Source organism: Nocardioides kongjuensis, from assembly GCF_013409625.1.
In the GTDB taxonomy this organism is placed as follows: domain Bacteria; phylum Actinomycetota; class Actinomycetes; order Propionibacteriales; family Nocardioidaceae; genus Nocardioides; species Nocardioides kongjuensis.
The window spans coordinates 2,071,702-2,096,904 of record NZ_JACCBF010000001.1 but is presented as its reverse complement, the minus strand read 5'-3'; the positions used below and the strand labels follow the sequence as shown (position 1 = coordinate 2,096,904).

Below are 25,203 nucleotides of genomic sequence, written 5' to 3'. Positions count from 1 at the left end.
ATCCCACCAGCAGCCCGAAAGGACACCATGTCGCTCACCACCGAAGAGACCGAGTGGTTCTCGCAGACCTTCGCCCAGCTCGTCGCCAACGTCGAGCAGGCGATCGTCGGCAAGACCGAGGTCGTCCGGCTGGCGTTCGTCTCCCTGCTCGCGGAGGGGCACCTGCTCCTCGAGGACTACCCCGGCACGGGCAAGACCTCGCTCGCGCGCGCCATCGCCCAGACCATCCAGGGCGACCACCACCGGATCCAGTTCACGCCGGACCTGCTGCCCAGCGACGTCACCGGGGTCACGATCTTCGACCAGCGCTCCCAGCAGTTCGAGTTCCACCAGGGGCCGATCTTCTCCAACGTCGTGCTGGCCGACGAGATCAACCGGGCCTCGCCCAAGACCCAGTCGGCGCTGCTGGAGGTGATGGAGGAGAACCAGGTCACCGTCGACGGCGTGACCCACCAGGTGGGCCAGCCGTTCATGGTCATCGCGACGCAGAACCCGATCGAGCAGGCCGGCACCTACCGGCTGCCCGAGGCCCAGCTCGACCGGTTCCTGATCAAGACCTCCCTCGGCTACCCCGACCACGAGAGCACGGTCCAGATCCTCACCACCGCCCCGAAGGGCAAGGCGGCCACCGTGCTCCGGCCGATCATCAGCGGCGACAACGTGCTCCACCTGATCCGACTGGCCCAGCAGGTCCACGTCGAGCCGACCATCTACGAGTACGTCTCGAGCCTGACCGAGGGCACGCGCGAGGCGTCGGAGGTGGTGCTCGGCACCAGCGTGCGGGCCGGCCTCGCGCTGGTCCGCGCCGCCCGCGCCCAGGCGCTCTCCTACGGCCGCAGCTATGTCGTGCCCGACGACGTGAAGTCGCTCGCCGTGCCGGTCCTGGCCCACCGGATGGTCCTCGACCCCGAGGAGGACTTCCGCGGCACGACGACCGAGGACGTCGTGCGCCGGGTGCTCGAGCGCGTGTCGGTCCCGCTGGAGCCGGCTGGTCGATGAGCCGATGAAGGGTCCCCGTTCCTGGGCGGCCGGCGTCCGCCGCACGCTCACCGACCTGTCCCGTCGCCGCCAGGCGCTGGGCGGCCGGTTGCGCGACGGCGTCGCCGAGCGCACGCAGCGGGTCCGCCGCGTGGTCGCGCCGGTCACGCAGGCGGTCACGCCCGCGGGCTGGGTGGTCGCCGTGCTGGCGGTCGCGCTGCTGGTCGCCGGTCCGATGCTGCACTGGCGCGAGCTGGTCGTCGCCGGGGCGTTCCTCGCCCTGGTGCTGCTGCTCGCCGTGGCGTTCGTCGTCGGTCGGCTGCCGCTGCTGGCCCGCCTCGACCTCGCCCGGGACCGGGTGATCGTGGGGGAGCGGGCCAACGGGTACCTCACCGTGGCCAACCCGAGCGGGCGCCGCTCGCGCTCGCTGGTCGTGGAGTTCCCCGTCGGTGCCGGCCGGGCGGCCTTCGAGCTCCCGGGCCTGGCACCCGGTGCCGAGCACGAGGAGCTGTTCGCCGTCCCGACCGCGCACCGCGCGGTCCTCGACGTCGGCCCGGTGACGGCCGTGCGGTCCGACCCGCTCGGCCTGCTGCGCCGCGAGCGGCACCTCAGCGAGATGGACACCCTCTACGTCCACCCCAAGACGCTGCGCGTCGAGGGCTCCGCGGCCGGCCTGGTGCGCGACCTCGAGGGACGCACGGTGCCGAAGGTGTCCGACAACGACGTGTCCTTCCACGCCCTGCGCGGCTACGTCGCCGGTGACGACCGCCGCCACATCCACTGGAAGTCCAGTGCCAAGACCGGCACCCTCATGGTCCGCCAGTTCGAGGAGACCCGGCGCTCCCACCTGCTCACGATGGTGAGCTCCCGGCTCGAGGACTACGCCAGCGACGAGCAGTTCGAACTGGCCATCTCGGTCGCCGGCTCGCTCGGGACCCAGGCACTCGCCGACGGCCAGCGGCTGAGCGCCGCCTCGTCCCACGGTTCGCTGCCCGCCGCGAGCGCCCAGCGGTTCCTCGACGGCCTCTCCGGGCTCACCTACGACTGGCAGGCCAACCGACTCGTCGACGTCGCCCGTCACCTCAGCGGCGACGAGCTCGCCGCCAGCGTGATGGTGCTGTGCATCGGCTCGGGGGTGTCGATCACCGACCTGCGCCGCGCCCGTCAGTACCTCCCCGTCGACACCCGGGTGATCGCGGTGCGCTGCCTGGTCGGCGAGGAGCCCTCGGTGCGCTGGCTCGGCGACCTGGGCGTCGCCACGGTGGGCCGCCTCGAGGAGCTCGGCGTCGCCGTACGACGGGTGTCGGCATGAGTCACCCGACCAGTGCCCCCGTCCCGCCGCCCGTCCGCGGTAGCAGCCGTTCGGCCAGCCGCGGGGGACCCGTGGTGGTCGTCCCGCAGCGCCGTCGCGGGCGCGGGGTGCTGCCGCCGTGGTGGCTGACGGTGATCGACGCGGTGCTCGTGGTCGGGCTCGGCGTCCTGTGCGCCTGGCCGCTGGGCCAGGCGTGGACCGGCGACCGCTGGCTGGTCGCCGTCGTCGTCGGCCTGGTCCTCGGCGTCGTCATCGCCTGGACCGGCGCCCGGTGGCGGTGGGGCCCGTGGCTGACCGCGCTCGCCGTTGCTGTCGCCTACCTGCTGGTCGGGTCCGCGGTGGCCGTGCCCAACCGCACCGCCAACGGGCTCGTGCCGACGGCCGACTCGCTGCACGACCTGGTCATCGGGCTGGTGCAGTCCTGGCGGGAGTCGCTGACCCTGCCCGTGCCGCTCACCGAGACCGGCGTCGTGCTCATCGTCCCGCTCGTGACCGGACTGGTCGGGGGACTCACCGCCGGCGTGCTGCTGTGGCGCTCCCGGTGGCCCGGCCTCGCGGGCGTCGTCCTGGCCCTGGTCCTGGTGCTGTCGGCTGCGTTCGGCGACGTGACCGCGCCCGCAGCGCTGACCCGCGGCCTGGTCGGTGCCGTCATCGGCCTCGTGTGGCTGCGCTGGCGCTCGCTGCGCCATGTCCGTGCCCGGTGGGGCCGCCGGGTGCTCGCCACCCTCGTCGTCGTCGGGGTGGCCGGGGGAGCGGCGAGCGGGCTGGGCGCCCTCGCCGACCCCCAGGCCAACCGGGTCGTGCTGCGCGACCACGTCGACCCGCCGTTCGACCCCCACGACTACCCGAGCCCGCTGTCGAAGTTCCGCGCCTACAAGAAGGAGCCGCTGCGCACGGAGACCTCGCTGTTCTCCGTCAACGACCTCGACAGCGGCACCCGCGTCCGGTTGGCCGTGATGGACACGTACGACGGCATCGTGTGGAACGTCTCGGGCGGCCCCGAGAGCGCCCACGACTCCGGCACCTTCCGCCGGCTGCGCAACGACCCCGACGCCGAGGCCAAGGCCACGACCCGCGGCTCCATCACGGTTACCGGCTACACCGGCGTGTGGGTCCCCAGCGTCGGCGACACCCTGTCCATGACCCCGGTCAGGGACGGTCGTGCCGACGACGCCTCCGCCGCCGAGCTGGTCATCAACCGCGAGACCGGGACCGTCGCCCAGATCGGCGGCGTCACGACAGGCACCACGTTCGAGGTGGAGGCGGTCACCCCGCCGCCGCTGGTCGACGAGGAGATCGCGGTCCTCGCCGCCGACCCGTCGGTCTCGCTGCCGGCGCCCAGGATCGTGCCGGAGGAGCTGGCCGACCGGGTGCAGCGCTGGCAGGTCGACGACAAGTTCGCCGGCGGCTCGGGCGGCGAGCTCGCGCTGTTCCTGCGCGACGCCTTCCGCGAGCACGGCTTCTACTCCGACGGCATCGACGACGACGTCCCGGCCGGGCACGGCGCCAGTCGCCTGGCAGAGCTCACCAAGACCGCGACGCCCGTCGGGGACGCGGAGCAGTACGCCGCGGCCATGGCCGTCATCGGTCAGCAGATGGGCCTCCCGATCCGGGTGGTGCTGGGGTTCAAGGTGCCGCCGGGCGGCGACGACGTGCGCGGGCAGGACATCAGCGCCTGGACCGAGGTCAAGCTCGCGGGCGCCGGCTGGGTGCCCTTCGACCCGACCCCGCCCGAGGACCACAAGCTGCGCAAGCCCAACGACGACCCGGACGAGGAACCCCAGCCCCAGGTCCTGCAGCCACCGCGCGTGCCGGGCGAGCCGAAGGAGGCCAGCGACAACCTCCAGCAGGGCGACGGCCACCGCAAGGAGCTCGACGTGCTCGCGGTGCTCGGCACCATCCTCGGCATCGCCCTCGACGTCGCGAAGGTCGCGCTCCTGCTCTCGCCGCTGTGGGGGGTGCTGCTGTTCAAGTTCCTGCGCCGGCGACGCCGCCGCCGTGCCGACGACCCGACCCGGCGCCTGACCGGTGCCTGGCACGAGCTCGCCGACCGCGTGCGCGACCTCGGGGTGCGGCCCGCGCCGGGTTCCACCCGCCGCGAGAGCGCCTACGCCGTCGCGGAGAGGTACGACGCCGTGCCGGTCGTCACGCTCGCCCACACCGCCGACCGTCACGTATACGGCGCGGGCGAGCCCACCCCGGAGGAGGCACACGCCTACTGGGCCGACGTCGACACCGCGCTGCGCCGGATCCGCAAGGCCACCCCGTGGTGGCGTCGGCTGCTGGCCCGCTTCTCGCTGGCCTCCGTGCCGTGGCGGGCCGGCCTCGAGCGCCTCCGCGCCGGGCTCGGGAGCAGGGCGCGCCGTGCCGGGCGCTGGTTCGCCGCGCTGGGCCCGGTGGTCCGGGTCCGGGCCGGAGGGCGCCGACTGGCGCGGGGAGTGGCCGGGATCCTCCATCGCGACCGTTGACAAGTGACAGGACTGTCAACAACCATCCCGGCATGGGGATCTCCAGGAGGCGGGTGCGCTTCGGCGCTGCGCTGGCGGCAGTGATGGCAACGGTGGCGACGCTCGCACCCGCGGGATCGTCGCAGGCGCGACCGGCCGTCGTACCGACGGCGCAGGGGGCGAGGCAGGAGGCGGCGGCGACTCCGGACCCCTTCTTCACCTACACGGGCAGCACCCCGCTCGCGGACCTCGCGCCGGGGACGGTCCTGGCGACCCGCGCGCTGCCGTACCGGATCGCGAGGCTGCCGCTGCCGCTCCAGCTGGTGCAGGTCCTGTTCCGCACGACCGACCAGCGCGGTGAGGCCGTCGCCGGCGTCACGACGGTGGTCCGGCCGCTCGTCGGCCGCACCGCCAAGGTGATCGGCTACCAGTCGTTCTACGACTCGCTCAACCCCGAGGACGGCCCGTCCCGCGCCTACTCCGGCGTGTTCAGCCCGGGTGTGATGGCCGCGCACGTCGAGACGACGCTGTTCGCCGGCTTCCTGCTCCAGGGCTACGCGATCGTGGTCGCCGACACCCAGGGCCCGACCGCCGACTTCGCCGCCGGGCCGGAGTACGGCCAGGTCACCCTCGACTCCCTGCGCGCCGCGCTGAAGGCGCCGGGCACCGGCATCGCCCCGACCGCGCGGATCGGCCTGATCGGCTACTCCGGCGGCGCCATCGCGACCAACTGGGCCTCGGTCCTCGCGCCGGGCTACGCCCCCGACATCGACCGGCGCCTGGTCGGTGCCGCCGAGGGCGGCGTCCTCGTGCGCCCCTCGGCCAACCTCGGCTACGTCGACGGCTCGATGGTCTGGGCCGGGGTCATCCCGATGGCCGTGGTGGGGGTCGCCCGAGGGTTCGGCATCGACCTGACGCCCTACCTCAACGACTACGGCAAGCAGGTCTACGCCAAGCTCCAGAAGGCCTCCATCGCCCAGGTCCTCGGCGCCTACCCGGGCCTGACCTGGCGCAAGATGACCAAGCCCGAGTACGCAGACCCGGCGCGGATCCCGGTCTTCGTCGACACGGTCAACCAGCTCAACCTCGGCACCCGGCCCACGCCGACCGTGCCGATGTTCATCGGCCAGGGCACGGCCGGCGAGCTCGAGGGCACCCCGCGCAGCAGGACTCTCGGCCCCGGCGACGGCGTGATGATCGCCGGCGACGTGCGCTCGCTCGCGAAGCAGTACTGCGCCGACGGGCTCCCGGTCGTGCACCGCGAGTACCCGCTCAGCCACTTCACCTCGGTGCCGTTCTGGCTGCCCGAGGCGATGGCCTGGCTCAACGCCCGCTTCGCCGGCGTGCCCGCGCCGAGCACCTGCTCGTCCATCCCGGCCGGCAACCCGCTCACGCCGCTCGCGCCCGCGCCGTAGGCCGCGGTCGCGGCCGGCTGGTCTGGACCGGTCCTGTGATCTGCGTCCCGGACCGGGGCGGAGCCTTGCTCCGCGCAACACCTGTGGGGATACTTCTCGAAACTAGAACGTGTTCTACATGGGGTGAACGACGTGTACGACTTCCACGACCACGGCGCCGCGGCGCCGGACGGCGCCCGCGGCCCACACCGCGGGCTGCTGCTGCTCGAGCTGCCCCGCTGGAGCGTGGAGTACGGCGCCTCGCGCCTGGTCGACCTCGCGCGCACCGCCTCCGGCCCGGTGCTCCCCGGCGAGCGCGACCTCGGCCGTGGCCGCCCGGTGCTGGTGCTGCCGGGATTCTCGGCCAACGACAGGCTCACCGGGCGACTCCGCGGTCACCTCTCCCGGCGCGGCTGGGAGGTCCACGGCTGGAACCTCGGCAGCAACCACGGGCTCACCGAGCGGATCGTCACCGGCCTGCCGCAGCGCTTCGCCGAGATCGCGGACCGCTACGACGAGCCGATCAGCGTCGTGGGCTGGAGCTTCGGCGGCCTGCTGGCCCGCTGGCTCGCTCACGAGCACCCCGACGGGGTCCACCAGGTGGTCTGCCTCGGCTCGCCGTGGCGGGCCGAGGGGGAGCGCACCCGCGCCACCGGGATGTTCGAGAGGTCCCGGGCCAGGCACGGCATCGTGGACAACGCCCGCGAGATCGTCGACCAGCTCCGGGGCCCGGTCCCGGTGCCGCTGACCGCGGTCTGGTCGAGGACCGACGGCATCGTCCCGTGGCGCGGCTGCACCGTGGACGAGCACGACGGCTCGGACGGCCGCCCGCCCGCCGAGAACGTCGAGGTGGTCAGCAGCCACGTCGGCATGGTCGCCAACCCGCTGGTGCTCTCGGTCGTGGTCGACCGGCTCCGCCAGGACCCGGGCGACTGGCAGCCGTTCGCCTGGTCACGCGTGGCCGCGGGGCTCGCGGGACTCGCAGGGGCGGCGTCGTGAGCGCGCTCGCGGGCCGCGACCCGGCGTATGTCGCCAAGGTCCTGCCGCTTCTCAAGCTCGCGATGAAGGGCTACTTCCGCTCCACGGTGAGCGGCATGGACAAGGTTCCCGACGGTGGCGCTCTCATCGTCGGCAACCACTCCGGCGGCCTGACGCCGATGGACGTGCCGATCATCGCGGTCGCCTTCGCCGACACGTTCGGCGCCGACCGGCCGCTGTACTGCCTGGCCCACGACATGCTCTTCACGGGCGCCGCCGGGCCGGTCATGCGCAAGTTCGGGTTCGTCAACGCGACCCGGGAGGCCGCCCACGAGATCCTCACCAACGGCGGCGTCACGATCGTCTTCCCGGGCGGTGACCACGACACCTTCCGCCCGACGCTGCAGTCGAGGGTCGTCGACTTCAACGGCCGCACCGGCTACCTGCGCACCGCGTTGCGCGCCGGTGTCCCGATCGTCCCGGTCGTCTCGATCGGCGGCCAGGAGTCGCAGCTGTTCCTCACGCGTGGCGAGTGGATCGGCAGGCGCTCGCCGCTGCGCAAGGTGATGCGCACGGACCTGTTCCCGATCGGCATCGGCTTCCCGTTCGGGCTGTCCGCGGCGCCGCTCAACCTGCCGCTCCCGACGAAGATCACCACCCGGGTGCTCGACCCGATCGACATCGAGGCGGAGTTCGGGTCCGAGCCCGACCTCGCCGAGGTCGACCGGGTCGTCCGCGGCCGGATGGAGGACGCGCTCGCCGAGATGGCCCGCAAGCGGCGCTTCCCGGTGCTGGGATGAATGCCGTGCTGGCCCGGCTGCGCACCCAGCTGTGGGTCTTCCGGATGCTCCTCACCAGCCGGATGCTGGTGCTGATGAGCCCGGCCAAGTACGTCCGGCTGGTCCGGGTCCTGCGCCAGCAGGGCACCAACGCCACGACCAGCTTCGCGCTGGCCGCCGTACGACGCCCGCACGGCCCGGCCCTCGTCGACGAGCGCGGCACGCTGACCTGGCAGGACCTGCAGGACCGCTCCGCGGCACTCGCCGCCGGCCTGATCGAGGTGACCGGGGGAGCGGTCGAGACGGTCGCGATCCTGTGCCGCAACCACCGCGGCTTCGTGGACGCGCTGATCGGCAGCTCCCGGCTGGGCGCCAGCGCGCTGCTGCTCAACACCGGCTTCTCCGGTCCGCAGCTGGCCGACGTGATAGAGCGGGAGGGGGCTCGGGTCATCCTGTACGACGAGGAGTTCGCCGGTGTCGTCGCCGACGCCCGGGCCCGGGTCGACGGGCTGGTCGAGGTCCTCGGCTGGACCGATTCCTCTGTCCCCACGGGGGTCCTCAGCATCGACGGCCTGATCGAGGCCCACGCCGGCCAGGTGCCGCCGACGCCGGCCCAGCGCGGCCGGGTGGTGCTGCTGACGTCCGGCACGACCGGCACTCCCAAGGGTGCGCGCCGCAGTGGGGGTGGCGCGGACGAGCTGGCCGGGATGCTGGAGAGGATCCCCTGGCGCGGTGAGGAGACTGTCGTCGTCGCGGCGCCGATGTTCCACGCCTGGGGCTTCGGGCAGCTGGTCGTCGCGGCGACGATGACGTGCACCGTCGTCACCCGCCGCCGGTTCGACCCCGAGGCGACGCTCGCGCTCGTCGACGACAACCGGGCGAGCGGGCTGAGCGTCGTTCCCGTCATGCTCGAGCGGATCATGGACCTGCCGGCCGCCATCTTGGACCGCTACTCGCTGCGGTCCCTGCGCTTCGTGTCGGCGAGCGGCTCGCGGATGAGGCCGCAGTCGGTGATCGCGTTCATGGACCGCTTCGGCGACCTGGTCCACAACAGCTACAACGCCACCGAGGCCGGGCAGATCAGCGTCGCCCAGCCCGCTGACCTGCGCCACGCCCCGGACACCGCCGGCAAGGCCGTGCGCGGCACCCTGCTCCGGGTCGTCGACGATGCCGGCCGCGACGTCGGGACCGACGTGGTCGGCCGGATCCTGGTCCGCGGAGCCTCCCCGTTCGACGGCTACACCGCGGGTGCGTCGAAGGAGTTCGTCGACGGCTACATGGTCAGCGGCGACGTCGGCCGCCTCGACGCCGAGGGACGGCTCTACGTCGTGGGCCGCGACGACGACATGATCGTCTCCGGCGGCGAGAACGTGTACCCGATCGAGGTGGAGAAGGTCCTCGGCGCCCACCCGGCCGTGCGCGAGGTCGTGGTGATCGGCGTCGACGACGAGGCGTTCGGCCAGCGGCTGGCGGCGTACGTCGCGCTCTCGGGCGCGGCCACGCCCGACGAGCTCAAGGGGCACGTCAAGTCGCAGCTCGCGGGCTACAAGGTCCCGCGCGAGGTCGTCGTGCTCGACACGCTGCCGCGCAACGCGTCCGGCAAGATCATGGTCCGCGAGCTGCCCGGGGCGGCGTCGTGACCCGCCCGGCCAACGAGCGCCCCGCCATCGAGAGGATGGCGGGGATCGACGCGGGGTTCCTCTACATGGAGACCCCGTCGGTCCACATGCACACGCTCAAGATCGCGCTGCTCGAGGCCGACGAGGCCCTGACGTACGACGCCTTCGTGGCCGGCATGCTGTCCCGGCTCAAGAGGCTCCCGCCCCTGCGCCGTCGGGTCGTCGAGGTGCCCTTCGGCCTCAACCACCCGGTCTGGGTGACCCAGCCTCGGATCGACGTGCCGCACCACATCCGGCGGCACCGGGTCGGCGGCCCCGACAACCCGGGCAGCATGCGCGACCTGGAGCAGCTGATCGGCATGATCGCGAGCACCCCGCTGCACCGGGACCACCCACTGTGGGAGCTCCACTACTGCGAGGGCCTCGAGGGAGGCCGGGTGGCCGTCGTCGGCAAGATGCACCACGCCCTCGCCGACGGCGCCGCCGCCAACGCACTGCTCGCCAACGTGACCGACGTGCGCTCCGCGGCCACGCCGGAGGCGGTGCAGGAGGAGTACACCTCGACCGACCGGCTGCCCAGCAGGCTCAACCTGGTCCGGCACGCCTGGGCCGACGCGGCCGCGCAGATCAGGACCATCCCGGCGCTGCTGCTGCGCACCCTGCTCGGCATCCTCGGCGTGGTCCGCGAGCGGCGGGCCGGCGCGAGGTCGCCGGTGCCGGTGCTGCACGCTCCCCGGGTGTCGTTCAACGGCGCCCTCACGCCGCTGCGCTCGTTCGCCACCGTCACGCTGCCGCTCGGCGAGCTCAAGCGGGTCCGCGCCCAGCACCGGGCCGCCGGCCTGGACGTCACCCTCAACGACATCGTCCTCGCCGTCACCTCCGGCGCCCTGCGCCGCTGGATGGCCGACCACGACGAGCGCCCGGCGTCCTCGCTGCTGGCCGGCGTCCCGGTGAGCGCCGACGAGCGGGACGCCGTGCCCCGGCTCGGGGGCAACCGCGTCTCCAACCTGTTCACGACCCTGGCCACCGACGTCGACGACCCGGTCGAGCGGCTGCGGACCATCGCCGAGACCACCGCCGACGCGAAGCGGATCAACGCCCAGCTGGGCTCCTCGATCCTCGCCGACTGGTCGCAGTTCACCCCGCCGCGCCCGTTCGCGGCCGCCGTGCGCGCCTACTCGCGGCTGAACGCGGCGTCGTGGCACCCCGCTGCGTTCTCCGCGATCGTGTCCAACGTCCCCGGCCCGCGCGAGCCGGCCACCGTCGGCGGCGCCCGTCTCGCCGACCTGTTCAGCGTCGGGCCGCTCGTCGACGGCATCGGCCTCAACGTCACCGTCTGGTCCTACGTCGACCGGATGAACTTCTCGCTCCTCGCCTGCCCCGACCTGCTGCCCGACGTCCACGTGCTGGCGTCGTACCTCCCCGACGCGCTGGCCGAGCTCGACCTCGAGCCGCCGGCGGCGCCCGCCGAGACCCCGCGAAGGAACCTTGCGTGATTCACCCCACCCGATTCTTCGCTTCCCCCGCTGCGCTCCTCCAGCGAACAACCGGTCGGGGACCCCGATGACCACCCGTGTGATGAAGTCCGCGACCCGCCATGCCCTCAAGGGCTCGCTCACCGCTGCTCGGTACGGCGGCAGGGCAGCCGTGCTCGGCATGCGGACCGGCATCCGGCGCACCCAGCGCTTCCCGGCGCTGCCCGAGCTGCCGGCCGGCCGCCTCCTCGACCTGCCCGGGCGGGGTGAGGCGTTCGTGGTCGACACCGGCGCCCCCGCGGGGGACCCCGGTGCGCCGACCCTGCTGCTCTTCCACGGTCTGGCCACGACGTCCTACCTCACCTGGTTCAGCACCCTCGCCGAGCTGGCCGCGACCCACCGGGTGGTGATGCTCGACCAGCGCTGGCACGGCCGCGGCATCGTCTCGGAGCGGTTCTCCCTCGAGGACTGCGTCGACGACGCCGCCGCGGTCCTCGACCAGCTCGGCATCGCCTCGGTGGTGGCCGTCGGCTACTCCATGGGCGGCGCCCTGGCCCAGCTCTTCTGGCGCCGGCACCCCGAGCGCACCGCGGGCCTGGTGCTCGCCTCGACCGCCGCCTGCTGGAGCCAGACCCGCGGCGACGCGATGTTCTACCCGACGCTCCACAAGGCCAACGACCGCTTCCGCGACCGCTACCGCCAGCGGGTGCTCGAGGTGCGCGCGGGCCTGGGCGACGAGCGGCACGTCGGTGCGGAGATGTCCACGTGGGCGTGGGGCGAGTTCCGCAGCACCAGCGCCTGGGCGATGCCCGAGGTGCTCGGGGCCCTGGGCCGCTTCGACGCCCGGCCCTGGCTGGGGGAGGTCGACGTCCCCACGGCCGTCGTCGTCACCGGCCGCGACCACGCCATCGCGACCTCACGACAGCGCGCGCTGGCGGCCGCGATCCCCGGTGCGACCGTCCACGAGACCCCCGGTGGCCACGCCTCGGTCGTCTTCGACGTGCACCGCTGGCGCCCGGTGTTCCTCGCCGCCGTCGACGAGGTCGTACGGCACGCGCGACCCGTCACAAACTAGCTCCGACTTCGCGCCGACCCGGCAGGAAGTGGCTCGAACGCGAGCCACTTCCTGCCGGGTCGGCGGCTTCCGCAGGCCAGTTCGCGCCGGGTCGGCGGTCAGGACTGGTGGACGTAGTTGTCGAGCTGGTCGCGCTCGAACTGCAGCTGGTCGATCTTGTGCTTCACCAGGTCGCCGATGCTGACGATGCCGACCACCCGCTCGCCGTCGGTGGCGGGGATGTGGCGGAACCGGCGCTCGGTCATCACCGCGAGGACGTCGTCGAGGTCGTCGTCGGGGGAGCAGGTGCTCACCTCGGTCGTCATGATCGCCGAGACGACGTTGTTGATGACCGTGCCGTCGCTGTGCAGACGGCGTACGACGTCGCGCTCGGACACGATCCCGTCGAGAGAGGTGCCGTCGGAGCTCACCACCACCGCACCGATGTTGTGCTCCGAGAGCAGCGCGAGCAGCTCGCGGACCCCGGCCTCGGGACTGATGGTGACCACGTCGCGAAGCGACTTCGAACCGAGCACGTCAGCGATGCGCATGTGACGCAGGCTACTCGGGAGCGCCCTCGCCGTCACTGGTCTCGTCCGACACGCGGTGCCGGTGGGAGCGCAGGTCGGACACGCTGCCCGGTCCGGTGCGCGGCCAGTCGGGGTCGTCGTCGAGGTCGCTGACGCTGCCGAGGAAGGACAGCGCGGCCTCGTGGAGGTGCCCGTTGCTGGCCAGCGCGTTGCCACCCCACGGGCCGTCGCGGCCCTCCAGGGACGTGAACCGCCCGCCGGCCTCGCGCACGATGATGTCGAGCGCAGCCATGTCGTAGACCTCGAGCTCGGGCTCGGCAGCGATGTCGACGGCGCCCTCCGCGAGGAGCATGTAGGACCAGAAGTCGCCGTACGCCCGGGTCCGCCACACGCGCCGCATCAGCGCGAGCATGTCCTCGCCGAGGCCCCGGTCCTCCCAGCCGCTGATCGAGGAGTAGGAGAAGGACGCGTCCTCGAGGCGTCGTACGTCGGAGACGCGGCACTCGGTCGCCTTCATCAGCGACTTCCCGGTCCACGCGCCCTGGCCGGCCGAGGCCCACCACCGGCGCTGCAGCGCGGGGGCGGACACGACGCCGAGGACGACCTCGTCGTCGACGACCAGCGAGATCAACGTCGCCCAGACCGGCACGCCGCGCACGTAGTTCTTGGTGCCGTCGATCGGGTCGACGATCCAGCGCCGCTGGGAGTGCCCGGAGGTGCCCTGCTCCTCGCCGGTGACGGCGTCGCGGCTGCGCGCCTTGGAGAGGGTACGACGGATCGACTCCTCGACCGCCTGGTCGGCGTCGGTCACCGGGGTCAGGTCCGGCTTGCTCATCACGTGCAGGTCGAGCGCGCGGAAGCGGGCCTGGGTGAGCGAGTCCGCGTCGTCGGCCAGCAGGTGTGCCAGACGCAGGTCGTCGGTGTAGTCGGGGGCAGCCACAGGGGCACCCTAGCCGTCGGGCGCCGTGCGACCGGCGCGGGTGCGGCTCCCGTGACCAGCGGTCGTGCAGGATTCAACCATGGAGATCAACGGCCTTCCGCTGCACCCGCTCGCCGTTCACGCCGCCGTGGTGCTCGCGCCCCTCGTGGCCCTCCTCGCCCTCGCCTCGCTCGTGCCGTCGTGGCGCGACCGCCTGCGCTGGCCACTGGTGGTCGGTGCCGTGGTCGCGATCGGAGCGGTGGCGCTGGCCTTCGTCTCGGGCAACAGCTTCCGCAACGCCAACGAGTTCTTCTCGACCCCGCCCTCGGAGATCACCCGCCGGATCGACCACCACCACGCCCTCGCGCTGAAGCTGCTGTGGACCTCGATCGGGTTCAGCGCCGTCGCCCTGGTCTCCGGCCTGCTCCACCCCGAGGAGGGCCCGCTGCGCTGGCTCCTCGGCCTGCTCCTCGCCGGCGGCGCGGTCGCCGTCATCGTGCTCGTCGTCCTCACCGGCGACGCCGGCGCCACGGCGGTGTGGGGCGGCTTCAACGGGTGATCCACCCGGGCCTCGACGGGTCAGTAGTCGGTGACCGAGCGCGCGGCGAGCAGCCGTCGGAAGGACGCCACCCGCTCGGGGTCGGCCTCGCCGGCCGCGACCGCCTCGTCGAGCCCGCACTCCGGCTCGTCGTCGCCGTGGGTGCAGCCGCGGGGGCAGTCCTCGGTCATCTCGTCGAGGTCGGGGAACGCCTCGATCAGGTGCTCGGGCTGGACGTGCGCGAGCCCGAACGAGCGGATGCCGGGGGTGTCGATGATCCAGCCGTCACCGTCGGCCAGCGGCAGCATGAGTGCGGACGTCGACGTGTGCCGGCCCTGACCGGTCACCGCGTTCACGTGCCCGGTCTCGCGCCGCGCGTCGGGGACCAGCGCGTTGACGAGCGTGGACTTCCCCACACCGCTGTGCCCGATCAGCACGCTGGTCTCGCCGCGCAGCCGGCCGTGCAGCGCGTCCAGGCCGATGATGGTGCGGTCGGCGTCGCGGCGGGTCACCTCCCACGGCACCCCGAGTGAGCGGTACGTCGCCAGCAGTGTCTCGGGGTCCTCCAGGTCCGCCTTCGTGAGGCAGAGCAGCGGCGCCATCCCGCCGTCGTACGCCGCCACCAGCGCCCGGTCGATCCACCGCGGCCGCGGCTCGGGGTCGGCGAGGGCGGTGACGATGACGAGCTGGGTGACGTTGGCGACGATGACGCGCTCCACCGGGTCGTCGTCGTCAGCCGTACGACGTAGCGTGCTGCTGCGCTCGAGCACCTCGACGATCCGTGCGAGCGAGCCGTCGGCGCCGGACACGTCCCCGACCACCCGGACCCGGTCGCCGACGACCACGCCCTTGCGGCCCAGCGGGCGGGCCTTCATGGCCATCACGGTGCGGTCGTCGATGAGCAGCGTGAACCGGCCGCGGTCGACGGTGACGACGAGGCCCTCGACGGCGTCCTCGTGCGCCGGGCGCTCCTTGGTCCGGGGCCGGGTACGACGACGCGGGCGCTCGTAGTGCTCGACGTCGTGCTCGTCGTACCGCGGCATCAGGCGACCTCAGAACAGCCCGGACCAGAAGCCGGCGAAGTCGGGGAACGTCTTGCTGGTGGTCGCGACGTTCTCGACCAGGACGCCGGGCACGGCGGCGCCGACGATGACGCCGGCGTGGGCCATCCGGTGGTCGGCGTAGGTGTGGAACACCCCGCCCGACAGCCTCGCCGGTCGCAAGGACAGCCCGTCCGGGTGCTCGTCGACGTCGGCGCCGAGCGCACCGAGCTCGCGGGCGAGCGCCGTCAGCCGGTCGGTCTCGTGACCGCGGATGTGGGCGATGCCGGTGAGCTGGGACGGGGTCTGGGCGAGTGCGCAGAGCGCGGCGATCGCGGGCGCGAGCTCGCCGACGTCGTGCAGGTCGGCCTCGAGTCCCTGCAGCCCGCGCCAGCCGTCGGCCGGACCACTCACCTGCAGGCCCTCCGGGACCCGCGAGACCGTGCAGCCCATCCGCGCCAGCAGGTCGCGCAGCGCGTCACCCGCCTGCGTGGTCGCGGTCGGCCAGTCGCGCACGACCACCGTGCCGCCGGAGACGGCGGCCAGCGCCAGGAAGGGCGCTGCGTTGGACAGGTCGGGCTCGATCGCCTCGTCGTGGGCCGCGATCGGTCCGGGCGCCACTGCCCAGCGGTCGGCGTCGCCGTCGTCGACCGCGACACCGCGGTCGCGCAGCATGGCGATCGTCATCTCGATGTGGGGCAGCGAGGGGATCGGCTGGCCGTCGTGGCGTACGTCGACACCCGCGTCGAACCGTGCGCCCGCGAGCAGCAGGGCCGACACGAACTGCGACGACGCCGACGCGTCGATCACGACCGTCCCGCCCGGCACCGATCCGGTGCCGTGCACGGTGAACGGCAGTGCACCGTCGCTGTCGTCGATCGCCATCCCGAGGCCGCGCAGGGCGGCGAGGATCTCACCGACGGGCCGCTTGCGCATGTGCTCGTCGCCGTCGAAGGCGACCTCGCCGCGCACCAGCCCGGCGGCCGGCGGCACGAACCTCATCACCGTCCCGGCCAGGCCGCAGTCCACGCTCGCGCGGTCGCCGGGCACCGAACCGTCGAGCGGTGTCACCGTCCAGTCCTCGCCGGACGTGTCGACCGGTGCCCCCAGCGCGGTCAGCGCCTGCGCCATCAGCAGGGTGTCGCGCGAGCGCAGCGCCCGGCGCACGACCGAGGGCCCGTCCGCCAGCGCGGCGAGCACGAGCGCCCGGTTGGTCAGCGACTTGCTGCCCGGCAGCGTCACCGTCGCGTCGAGGGGCCCGGTGGTGGTGGGCGCGGGCCAGGGGTCGGCGTGCGTGGCGGGAGTCGTCATCTCCCGACCGAGTCTAGGAGACCCGAGCCCTCACCCGAGCGCCCACCAGCGCTGCCTCGCGCCGGGCGTCGTGCGTGGCGTGCCGGGCCCGCCAGGCAAGCCCCGGCTTCCCGGCCGTGTCGAGGGCCGCGATGAGCAGCCCCCCGGCGAGGGCGGTGTTCTTCACGAAGTGGACCAGCTGCTCGCGCCGCTGCTCCTTGTCGGTCGCCTCCCAGAACCGGTACCGCGCCGCGGTCGAGGGCACCAGCGTCCCGCCCAGCACCGCGGCCGACAGCCGCGGGAAGTGCCCCGTCGCCAGCGCCAGCCCGGCGACGACCTGTGCCGCGCCGCTGGCCCGCACCCACAGCACCGGGTCGCGCGGGACCGACACGCTGTCCGGCGTCGCGTTGTCCAGCGCCGGGGCGAGGGTCTCGGTCACCGGCGCCGCCTGGGCGGCCAGCGCGGGAGCCTCACGCAGGTCCAGGGCGCCGTTCGCGAGGAAGTACGACGCCAGCAGCGGCCGGGCGATCAGTCTGCTCAGGGTCATGGCCGCTCGGTACCCCGGACCTGTCCGACCAGACCGATAGATTGACGGCCATGTGCGGCCGCTACGCCTCCAGCCGGAGCCCGGAGGACCTCGCGGAGGAGTTCGAGGTGCTCGACCCGCGCCTCGAACGCGCCATCCCGCCGTCCTGGAACGTCGCACCGACCGACGAGGTGTACGCCGTCCTGGAGCGCGCCTCCCGCGACGCCGACGGCCACAGGGCCGACGAGCCGACCCGCCAGCTCCGCGCCCTGCGGTGGGGCCTGGTCCCGTCGTGGGCCAAGGACGCCGGCATCGGCAGCCGGATGATCAACGCGCGGATGGAGACGGTCGCCGAGAAGCCCGCCTTCCGCAAGGCGTTCGCGGCCCGCCGCTGCATCGTGCCGGCCGACGGCTACTTCGAGTGGTACGAGACCCAGCAGAAGACCGCGAAGGGCAAGGCGAGGAAGCAGCCCTTCTTCATCACCTCCGGCGACGGCTCCAGCCTGGCGATGGCCGGGCTCTACGAGATCTGGCGCGACCCGTCGAAGCCCGAGGACGCCGAGGACAGGTTCCGCTGGACCTGCACCATCCTCACCACCGAGGCCACCGACGACCTCGGCCGGATCCACGACCGCATGCCGTTGCTCGTCGAGCCGGAGCGGCGCCACGAGTGGCTCGACCCGCGCACCCCGGCGGGCGACCTGCCTGCCCTGCTGCAGCAGCTGAGGCCCGCGCAGCAGACGGGCCTGACGGCCTACCCCGTCTCGACGGCCGTCGGCAACGTCGCCAACAACGGTCCCGAGCTGGTCGAGCCGATCCCGTTCGCCGACTCCGGCGAGCCCGAGGACGACGGACAGGGGACCCTGCTGTGACCACCCCGACGAGCGACGAGCGCCTGGTCGAGACGCCGTACGGCGAGGGCCGGCTCGTCCTGCGCCGCGCCCGCAAGCCCCTGGCCACCCTGCTCGTCAGCCACGGTGCGGGCGGGGGCATCGACGCCCGCGACCTCGAGGCGCTGGCAGCCCAGCTGCCGGGCCAGGGGATCACCGTCGCCCGGTTCGAGCAGCCCTGGCGCCGCGCGGGCCGCAAGGTCGCCAGCGCGCCCGCCACCCTCGACGTGGGCCTGCGCGCTGCCGCCAAGGCGCTGCGCGCCCGGACCCCGCTGGTCGTCGGCGGCCGCTCCGCGGGCGCGCGCTCGGCGTGCCGCACGGCCGAGGAGCTCGGCGCCGCCGGGTGCCTGGCCCTCTCGTTCCCGCTGCACCCGCCGGGCAGGCCCGAGCGCTCCCGCCTCGACGAGCTGGCGGGAGCCGGGGTGCCGACCCTGGTCGTGCAGGGGGAGCGGGACCCGTTCGGCCGGCCCGAGGAGTTCCCCGACCCGCTGCCCGGGCGCACCGACCTGGCGGTCGTGCCGGGAGCCGACCACGGCCTCGCCGTGCCCAAGCGGGGAGCGCTCACCGAGACCGAGGCGATGGGCATCGTCGTCGAGTCGACGCTCGAGTGGATCGTGCGCGAGGTCGTCGGCGCCCGCTGAGGCGGGCGGGAATGTGTCCCGCACCCGTGGCGTTCTGGCTTCCATGATCGCGACGCTGGAGCGCCCCCGGACCGGGAGCACCGTAGTCTGGGACGCGATGACCGAGATTTCCGATCTTTCGTCCCTGGACGCCGACGCCTCCCACCCCGAGGACATCGTCGACGTCGCGTCGGAGACCCCTGAGGAGCGGGCCGCACGCTTCGAGCGTGACGCCCTGCCCTTCCTCGACCAGCTCTACGGTGCCGCGATGCGGATGACCCGCAACCCGGCCGATGCAGAGGACCTGGTCCAGGAGACCTTCGCCAAGGCGTTCTCCGCGTTCCACCAGTTCAAGCCCGGCACCAACCTGAAGGCCTGGCTGTACCGGATCCTGACCAACACCTTCATCAACTCCTACCGCAAGAAGCAGCGCCAGCCGCAGCAGGCGCTCGCCGGCGACACGGGGGACGTCGAGGACTGGCAGCTCGCGCGCGCGGAGTCGCACACGTCGAGCGGGCTCAAGTCGGCGGAGATGGAGGCGCTGGAGCACCTCCCCGACAGCCAGGTGAAGGACGCGCTGCAGCGGCTCCCCGAGGAGTTCCGGCTCGCGGTCTACCTCGCCGATGTCGAGGGCTTCGCCTACAAGGAGATCGCCGAGATCATGGACACCCCGATCGGGACCGTGATGTCCCGCCTCCACCGCGGACGGCGCCAGCTGCGCGACATGCTCTCCGACTACGTCCGCTCCGGCGGCGACGCACCCCTCGAGGGAGGCAAGTGATGTCCGAGCCCACCCCGCACGCGGGCCACGAGCACGTGCACGTGTCGGACGACCCGAGCAACGCCGAGTGCGCCGACTTCCTCGAGCGCATCGTGCGGTTGATCGACAACGAGCTCGAGGCCGGCGACTGTGCCGTGGTCCGGGCCCACATCGACTCCTGCAGCCCCTGTCTGGAGCGCTACGACCTCCAGCGAACGGTCAAGGCCGTCGTCGCCCGCTCCTGCGGTGAGACCGCGCCGGCCGAGCTGCGCGAGCGTGTCCGGATCCAGATCCAGCAGATCCAGGTCCGCATCACCGAGGGCTGACCCGCACCCCTGCGATGATCCGGTCATGAAGACCGTGCTCATCACCGGCTGCTCCTCCGGGATCGGCGCCGCGACGGCCACCCGCCTCGCGGGCGCCGGCTGGGACGTCTGGGCGAGCGCCCGTCGTCCCGAGACGCTCGCGGACCTGGCCGCCGCGGGCTGCCACACCCTCGCCCTCGACGTCACCGACGAGGCATCCATGACCGCCGCCGTGGCGGCCCTCACCGAGGCCACCGGCCGGATCGACGCCCTCGTCAACAACGCCGGCTACAGCCAGTCCGGCGCGCTCGAGTCCCTCGACGTCGACGACGTCCGCCGCCAGTTCGAGACCAACGTCTTCGGTCTCCTGCGGCTCACCCAGCTGGTCCTGCCCACGATGCGCACCCAGCGCTCCGGCCGGATCGTCAACATCGGGTCGATGGGCGGCAGGCTCACCTTCCCCGGTGGTGGCGCCTACCACGCCAGCAAGTACGCCGTGGAGGCACTCTCCGACGCCCTGCGCTTCGAGGTCTCCGGCTTCGGCATCGAGGTCGTGCTCATCGAGCCGGGCCTGATCACCACCAACTTCGAGGCGGCCGTCGCCGCCGGCATGCCGACGGGCGAGGGCCCGTACGCCGCCTTCAACGCCCAGGTCCAGGCCGCCACCTCACAGGCGTACGCCGGCCCGATGGCCCGCTTCGGCGGCCCGCCCGAGGCCGTGGCGAAGGTGATCGAGAAGGCGCTCACCAAGGACCGGCCCAAGGCGCGCTACACGGTGACGGTCTCGGCGCCGGCCGCGATGGCGGCCCGCAAGGTGCTGGGCGACCGCGGCTGGGACCTCGCCATGCGCTCGCAGTTCCCGCGCCCGGAGTAGGGCCCTCACCGAGCAGCCCGAGGAACCCCTGAGGTCGTCGAGCAGCTGCGAGCGCCAGCGAGCGGCGTATCGAGACGCCTCGCCCCTGAGGTCGTCGAGTAGTCCGAGCCCCTGGGCGAGGACGTATCGAGACGCCTCGCCTGGTCTCGATACGCGCCTCGCGGCTTCGCAAGCTCAGCCGCGGCGCTACTCGACCTCCCCGCCCGGTCCGCGCCGGTGCTCGCAGGCTCGCACCGCCGCGGGGCGGTGAAAAAGCGTCGAACCCCCGTACCTGGCGGTCGGGGGTTCGGCGGATGCGTGCGCTCAGCTGTTGGGGCGCTTGCCGTGGTTCGCGCCCTTCTTGCGGCGCGCGCGGCGCTTGCGGCCGGTCTTGCCCATGGTTCCTCCTCGGATAGATCGGTCCAGTGTCGCAGGTCGGCGGGCGCTGTCGAAAATCGGCCCCGGGAGTGGGCAGGAACGCGTTCTCGATTTCGGCCGTGCGCCGCGCCGTGCCGGTGCTACGCTCCGCCGCACTGCTCCCCATCTCGGCCGGACCCCGCGAGGCTCACCCATGTCGGCTCCTGCTCCGCGCCACCGTGCGCCCCGTGCCGCCCGTCCGGGCCGCCGCCGCACCTCGTTGCTGGTGACGCTCGCCCTCGGCACCGGCCTCGCCAGCGTGCTCACCGCGTCGCCCGCACGCGCCGCCGGACCGTGGTTCGTCGCACCCGGCGGCAGCAACAGCGGCAGCTGCCTGAGCGCCGCGAGCCCCTGCGCGACGCTCACCGGCGTGCTGGCCAAGCCCGGCGTGGCCGCCGGCGACACCGTCAACGTCGCTCCCGGCACCTACACGGACCGCCCGGCCGTGACCAAGCAGGTCAAGGTCGTCGGCACCGGTCCCAACGTCGTCTTCCAGGGCGGCGGCACCGGCTCCGCGACCTGGGCGCTCGCCGTCAACACCAGCGGCAACGTCGAGCTGCGCAACCTGACGCTGACCGGCGGCACCTACGCCGCGGGCGGTGCCCTGCCGGTGGTCACCGCGTCCGTGAAGGCCTACGACGTCGCGATCACCAGCAGCACCGCCATCGCGGGTGCCGGCGTCTACGTCTACTCCGGCTCCCTCGAGATGTACGGCGGCCGCATCGCGGGCAACAAGGCGACCGCGACCTCCGGCAACGCCACCGGCTGGGGCGGCGGCGCCTACGTCGCGGCGGCCGGTTCCCTCCTGCTCGACGGCGTCACCGTCGAGAACAACAAGGCCGACGGTGCGGGCTTCGCCAGCGTCACCGTCGGCGGCGGCGTGGCCAGCGCCGGACCGCTGACGGTGCGCAACACGACCTTCCGCAACAACGCCGTCCTCACCGCGGCGCCGACGGCCAACACCGGCTACGGCGGCGCGATCTACAGCAGCAACGCAGCCACGTCGGTCACCGGCAGCACCCTGACCGCCAACACCGCGACCTTCGGCGGTGCACTCGCCAACGGGGCCGCGGCGACGGTCACCGGCACCGACGTACGCACCAACACCGCGATGGTCGGCGGCGGCTTCTACGCCGGTGGCGCACTCACCGTCACCCGGAGCACCCTCGCCGCCAACACCGCGACCGTGAACTACGGCGGAGGGGTCTACGCCGTCGGCCCGTTGGCCCTCGACGACACCGACGTCACCGGCAACAGTGCACCCACCGGCGGTGGCGGTGTCTACTCCGCCGCGACCACGACCACGATCCGCAACGGCAGCACGGTCTCGGCCAACACCGCCCAGAGCGGCGCCGGCGTCTGGTCGGCCGGCAACCTGACGGTGCGCGACTCGGCGATCACCGACAACGACGCGTCCTTCCAGGCCGGCGGGCTGGCCGTCGGTACGACGGGCACGGGCGACACCCCGGTCGCCTCGCTCACCGACAGCGTCGTCTCGGGCAACAGCGCTGCCGTCGCCGGCGGTGGCATCGTCGCCGTCGCCCGCACCACGGTGAACCTGACCCGGACCCGCCTCGCCGACAACTCCGCCGCCGGCGGTGGCGGCATCGTCGTCGCGAACGACGCGCGTGCCGACCTCGACCACGTGGTCGCCAGCGGCAACGTCGCGACCAGCCTCGGCGGCGGTGCCGTGTTCAGCTCGGGCCGGACCACCGTCGTCGACTCGACCCTGGCCGACAACCAGGCGCTGTGGACCTCGGGCAGCACGACCGGACTCGGCGGCGCGATCTACACCGGCGGCGGCACGACGACCGCGGTCGCCGCCGAGCTGACCGTGCGCCGCAGCACGCTGAGCGGCAACCACGCCCACGGCGGTTCGGCCGTCGTGTCCTACGCCCCGGCCTCCGGCGCGACCAGCACGACGCTGATCGACACCTCGACCATCGCCGACAACGTCTCCACCTCGACCTCCGGCGCCCTGCTCAACGGCGCGCACAGGCTGACCGTCACCGGCTCCACGCTGACCGGCAACTCCGCGGCCGCGGGCGGCTCGGGTGCCGTCACGACGTTCGCGACGACCGACGTCGGCATCGCGGGCTCGGTGCTCGCCGGCAACACCCCGAAGGCCTGCAACCTCGCGCTCACCTCCGGCGGCCACAACCTCGCCGGTGCCGGCGACTCCGGCTGCGGGGTCGTCCCGGGCGCGACCGACCTCGGCCCGCTCGGCGACCACGGCGGCCCGACCGCCACCCGCGTGCCCGGACCGGGCAGCGCGCTGCTCGACGCGATCAGCCCCTCGACGAGCACCGGACTGACCAGCGCCGTCACCGGTGACCCGGTGATCCTGTGCGCTCCCGGTGCCGTCGACCAGCGCGGAGAGCCGCGCCGGGCGGGCGCCCGCTGCGACATCGGCGCGGTCGAGGCTGCGCAGGTGGCCCCGCAGGTCGACCTACCGGCCACCCTCGACCTCACCGTCGGAAGTACCGTCGACCAGGTCCTGGTCACCTCGACGGCCGGCAGCCCGCGGCCCGTCATCACCTCCGCACCGCTGCCCGCCGGCCTGAGCCTGGTCGACCACCACGACGGCACGGCGAGCCTCACCGGCACCCCGACCGGTCCCGGCGGCTCCTTCCCCGTGACGGTGACCGCGACCAACGAGGCCGGCACGGACCAGGGGAGCGTGACCATCGAGGTCCACCAGGCGCCCGTCCTCACCGGCCCGACCAGCCTGACCTACCGGGTCGGCACCGCCGGCGGCCCTGACCAGTTCCACCAGTCCGGCGGCCACCCCGCCGCGACCCTGGCGATCGCCGACCCGCTGCCGGACGGGCTCACCTTCACCCCGGGCGCCGGTGGCACGGGCACCCTCGCCGGGACACCCGCAGCCGGCACGGGCGGCGTCCACCACCTCACCGTGACCGGCAGCAACGGCACCGGCCCCGACGCCACCTGGCCGTTCACGCTGAGCATCGAGGAGGCGGCCGCCGTCTCGGCCAACGACGCCACCGTGCGGGCCGGCAGCGCGGTCGACCTGCCCGTCACGTCGAGCGGCTACCCGGCCCCCGTCGTCACGGCCACCGGCCTCCCGGCCGGCCTCACGTTCGCCGGCGACGCGATCACCGGGACGCCGGCCGCCGGCTCGGGCGGCAGCTACGACGTCACCCTCACCGCCGCCAACGGCGTCGGCGACGACGCCGTCGACCACCTGAGGATCGTGGTCGAGGAGGCACCCTCCGTCGTCGGCCCCGCCGCCGTGCGGTTCGTGGCGGACGCCTCCGGGAGCTTCGAGTTCGCCGGTGGGGGCTACCCGGCCCCGACGCTGGGCATCGTCGGCGACCTGCCCCCGGGCATCAGCCTCGACGTCGACAGCGACGGCACCGCCACCCTGCACGGCACCGCGCCGGAGAGCGCGGTCGGCAGCTACCCGGTGACCGTGACGGCGACCAACGGCATCGGCGACGACGCCGCCCTCGAGGTCGTGGTCGAGGTCGCCCCGAAGGTCGGCATCGCGACCACCTCCCTGCCGCAGGCCGCGGTCGGCAGCGCCTACGAGGCGTTCGTGACGGCCGACGGCGGCGCGGCGCCGTACACCTTCACCGTGACGGGGGGCTCGCTGCCCGCCGGCCTGACCCTCGGCACCGACGGCCGGATCAGCGGTACGCCGAGCGGCGCCCCGGGCACCGCGACGGTCGAGATCCAGGTCGCCGACGGCGGCGCCCCGGTCAGCAGGGCGCGGCGCACCTTCCAGCTCAGCGTGACCAAGGGCGTCAGCACGATCGTCGCCGAGCCGGTCGTCACCACGAACGCCCTGCTCGCCACCGGCACGTTGCGGGCCCGCCTGACCGGCGGCCTGCCGGCACAGCCGCTCGCCGGGCAGATGGTCGTGTTCAAGGGAGCGGCCAACCTGACGGTGTGCAGTGCGGTGACCGACGCCGACGGCGTGGCGTCCTGCAACCTGACCCTGGTGAGCACGGTGCTCACCGCGCTGCGGCTCGGCTACCGCGCCGACTACGCCGGGTCAGCCAGCTGGCTGCCGTCCTCGGGCACCGGTGCGCTGCTCCAGGTGTCGGTGCACGCGGTGGTGCCGACACCCTGACCGCCCGCAGCCGGTCAGGACAGGCGGGCGAGGAAGCGTGCGGCGTCGACGACGACGCGGGTGACCTCGCCCGACCCGACCAGCTTGCCGGGCCGGCCCTCGGGGCCGACCTCGCGGGCGGACACGGCGTAGCGGCGCAGCCGGCCGTCGGCGTACACCTGGCGGGCGGTGACCTCGATGCTGCCGCCGACGGGGGTGGCGGCGAGGTGCTCGAGCTCGACCCGGGTGCCGACGCTGGTCTCGCCCGCGGCGAGCTCGTCCTCGACGGCCGCGCAGGTCGCCGCCTCGCACCACGCCAGCAGCCGCGGCGTGCCGAGGACGGGCAGGCTGCCGGACCCGACCGCGAGCGCCGTGTCGGCCTCGGTCACGGTGAACCGCACGGC

23 protein-coding genes are annotated in these 25,203 nt (G+C 73.5%); 16 read left to right on the top strand and 7 right to left on the bottom strand.

What is annotated here, in order from left to right; all coding sequences use genetic code 11:
* Positions 1–27: 27 nt before the first annotated feature.
* From BJ958_RS10125 to BJ958_RS10085, 9 genes are all read left to right on the top strand, one after another.
* Complete coding sequence (locus BJ958_RS10125; RefSeq protein WP_179726715.1) at positions 28–999, top strand: AAA family ATPase; 972 nt, start codon at positions 28–30, stop codon at positions 997–999.
* A gap of 4 nt (positions 1,000–1,003) precedes the next feature.
* Positions 1,004–2,290 carry a DUF58 domain-containing protein gene (locus tag BJ958_RS10120; protein WP_179726714.1) on the top strand — a complete coding sequence of 429 codons (1,287 nt, stop codon included), beginning with the start codon at positions 1,004–1,006 and terminating at the stop codon, positions 2,288–2,290.
* A complete protein-coding gene (locus tag BJ958_RS10115) occupies positions 2,287–4,758 on the top strand; it encodes a DUF4129 domain-containing transglutaminase family protein (RefSeq protein ID WP_179726713.1) in 2,472 nt (823 codons plus the stop codon). Before BJ958_RS10120 ends, BJ958_RS10115 begins: the two co-directional genes overlap by 4 nt.
* A gap of 32 nt (positions 4,759–4,790) precedes the next feature.
* Positions 4,791–6,152, top strand: a complete 1,362-nt coding sequence (locus BJ958_RS10110; RefSeq protein ID WP_179726712.1) for a lipase family protein — start codon at positions 4,791–4,793, stop codon at positions 6,150–6,152.
* Positions 6,153–6,275: 123 nt separating this feature from the next.
* Positions 6,276–7,130 (top strand): alpha/beta fold hydrolase, encoded by an 855-nt coding sequence (locus BJ958_RS29005; RefSeq protein ID WP_179726711.1) that lies wholly within the window; start codon positions 6,276–6,278, stop codon positions 7,128–7,130.
* Entirely contained in the window at positions 7,127–7,909 is a 783-nt protein-coding gene (locus BJ958_RS10100; protein ID WP_218865680.1) for a 1-acyl-sn-glycerol-3-phosphate acyltransferase, read from the top strand. The genes BJ958_RS29005 and BJ958_RS10100 overlap by 4 nt, the downstream gene beginning before the upstream one ends.
* Positions 7,906–9,528 carry an AMP-binding protein gene (locus BJ958_RS10095; protein WP_179726710.1) on the top strand — a complete coding sequence of 541 codons (1,623 nt, stop codon included), beginning with the start codon at positions 7,906–7,908 and terminating at the stop codon, positions 9,526–9,528. The genes BJ958_RS10100 and BJ958_RS10095 overlap by 4 nt, the downstream gene beginning before the upstream one ends.
* The gene (locus tag BJ958_RS10090) at positions 9,525–11,003 is read left to right on the top strand and encodes a wax ester/triacylglycerol synthase family O-acyltransferase (RefSeq protein ID WP_179726709.1); all 1,479 of its coding nucleotides are present in this window, start codon (positions 9,525–9,527) and stop codon (positions 11,001–11,003) included. The genes BJ958_RS10095 and BJ958_RS10090 overlap by 4 nt, the downstream gene beginning before the upstream one ends.
* Positions 11,004–11,070: 67 nt before the next feature.
* A complete protein-coding gene (locus BJ958_RS10085; protein ID WP_179726708.1) occupies positions 11,071–12,057 on the top strand; it encodes an alpha/beta fold hydrolase in 987 nt (328 codons plus the stop codon).
* Positions 12,058–12,155: 98 nt separating this feature from the next.
* Here BJ958_RS10085 and BJ958_RS10080 read toward each other — a convergent pair whose 3' ends face one another.
* Together BJ958_RS10080 and hisN are read right to left on the bottom strand one after the other, a co-directional pair.
* Positions 12,156–12,587 (bottom strand): CBS domain-containing protein, encoded by a 432-nt coding sequence (locus BJ958_RS10080; RefSeq protein WP_179726707.1) that lies wholly within the window; start codon positions 12,585–12,587, stop codon positions 12,156–12,158.
* A gap of 10 nt (positions 12,588–12,597) precedes the next feature.
* Positions 12,598–13,506 (bottom strand): histidinol-phosphatase, encoded by a 909-nt coding sequence (gene hisN, locus BJ958_RS10075; RefSeq protein WP_179726706.1) that lies wholly within the window; start codon positions 13,504–13,506, stop codon positions 12,598–12,600.
* A 79-nt stretch (positions 13,507–13,585) separates the two neighbouring features.
* Here hisN and BJ958_RS10070 point away from each other — a divergent pair, with 79 nt between their 5' ends.
* Entirely contained in the window at positions 13,586–14,044 is a 459-nt protein-coding gene (locus tag BJ958_RS10070; RefSeq protein ID WP_179726705.1) for a DUF2231 domain-containing protein, read from the top strand.
* Between the two features lie 20 nt (positions 14,045–14,064).
* On the opposite strand, the gene rsgA is transcribed toward BJ958_RS10070, so the two are convergent.
* Genes rsgA through BJ958_RS10055 form a run of 3 tightly spaced genes read right to left on the bottom strand, consistent with a single transcriptional unit; the run spans position 14,065 to position 16,900 of the window.
* Positions 14,065–15,066: a ribosome small subunit-dependent GTPase A gene (gene rsgA / locus BJ958_RS10065; protein WP_179726704.1), complete on the bottom strand. Its 1,002-nt coding sequence runs from the start codon at positions 15,064–15,066 to the stop codon at positions 14,065–14,067.
* A 9-nt stretch (positions 15,067–15,075) separates the two neighbouring features.
* On the bottom strand, positions 15,076–16,374 hold the full coding sequence (gene aroA / locus BJ958_RS10060; RefSeq protein ID WP_179726703.1) for a 3-phosphoshikimate 1-carboxyvinyltransferase: 1,299 nt from the start codon (positions 16,372–16,374) through the stop codon (positions 15,076–15,078).
* Positions 16,375–16,387: 13 nt separating this feature from the next.
* Positions 16,388–16,900, bottom strand: a complete 513-nt coding sequence (locus BJ958_RS10055; RefSeq protein ID WP_179726702.1) for a DoxX family protein — start codon at positions 16,898–16,900, stop codon at positions 16,388–16,390.
* A 50-nt stretch (positions 16,901–16,950) separates the two neighbouring features.
* Between BJ958_RS10055 and BJ958_RS10050 the strand changes: the two genes are divergently transcribed.
* The 5 genes from BJ958_RS10050 (at position 16,951) to BJ958_RS10030 (ending at position 20,328) form a co-directional block, all read left to right on the top strand.
* Positions 16,951–17,751 (top strand): SOS response-associated peptidase, encoded by an 801-nt coding sequence (locus BJ958_RS10050; protein ID WP_179726701.1) that lies wholly within the window; start codon positions 16,951–16,953, stop codon positions 17,749–17,751.
* The gene (locus BJ958_RS10045) at positions 17,748–18,410 is read left to right on the top strand and encodes an alpha/beta family hydrolase (RefSeq protein ID WP_179726700.1); all 663 of its coding nucleotides are present in this window, start codon (positions 17,748–17,750) and stop codon (positions 18,408–18,410) included. The genes BJ958_RS10050 and BJ958_RS10045 overlap by 4 nt, the downstream gene beginning before the upstream one ends.
* 97 nt (positions 18,411–18,507) lie before the next feature.
* Entirely contained in the window at positions 18,508–19,170 is a 663-nt protein-coding gene (locus BJ958_RS10040; RefSeq protein ID WP_379145775.1) for a sigma-70 family RNA polymerase sigma factor, read from the top strand.
* Positions 19,170–19,475: a mycothiol system anti-sigma-R factor gene (rsrA, locus tag BJ958_RS10035; RefSeq protein WP_179726699.1), complete on the top strand. Its 306-nt coding sequence runs from the start codon at positions 19,170–19,172 to the stop codon at positions 19,473–19,475. The genes BJ958_RS10040 and rsrA overlap by 1 nt, the downstream gene beginning before the upstream one ends.
* 25 nt (positions 19,476–19,500) lie before the next feature.
* On the top strand, positions 19,501–20,328 hold the full coding sequence (locus BJ958_RS10030) for an oxidoreductase (RefSeq protein WP_179726698.1): 828 nt from the start codon (positions 19,501–19,503) through the stop codon (positions 20,326–20,328).
* Between the two features lie 303 nt (positions 20,329–20,631).
* On the opposite strand, the gene BJ958_RS29300 is transcribed toward BJ958_RS10030, so the two are convergent.
* A complete protein-coding gene (locus BJ958_RS29300; RefSeq protein WP_370249596.1) occupies positions 20,632–20,706 on the bottom strand; it encodes a 50S ribosomal protein bL37 in 75 nt (24 codons plus the stop codon).
* A 172-nt stretch (positions 20,707–20,878) separates the two neighbouring features.
* Between BJ958_RS29300 and BJ958_RS10025 the strand changes: the two genes are divergently transcribed.
* Complete coding sequence (locus tag BJ958_RS10025; RefSeq protein ID WP_179726697.1) at positions 20,879–24,820, top strand: beta strand repeat-containing protein; 3,942 nt, start codon at positions 20,879–20,881, stop codon at positions 24,818–24,820.
* A gap of 14 nt (positions 24,821–24,834) precedes the next feature.
* Here the strand turns inward: BJ958_RS10025 and BJ958_RS10020 are convergent, their stop codons facing one another.
* On the bottom strand, positions 24,835–25,200 hold the full coding sequence (locus tag BJ958_RS10020; protein ID WP_179726696.1) for a thioesterase, FlK family: 366 nt from the start codon (positions 25,198–25,200) through the stop codon (positions 24,835–24,837).
* Between the last annotated feature and the right edge of the window lie 3 nt (positions 25,201–25,203).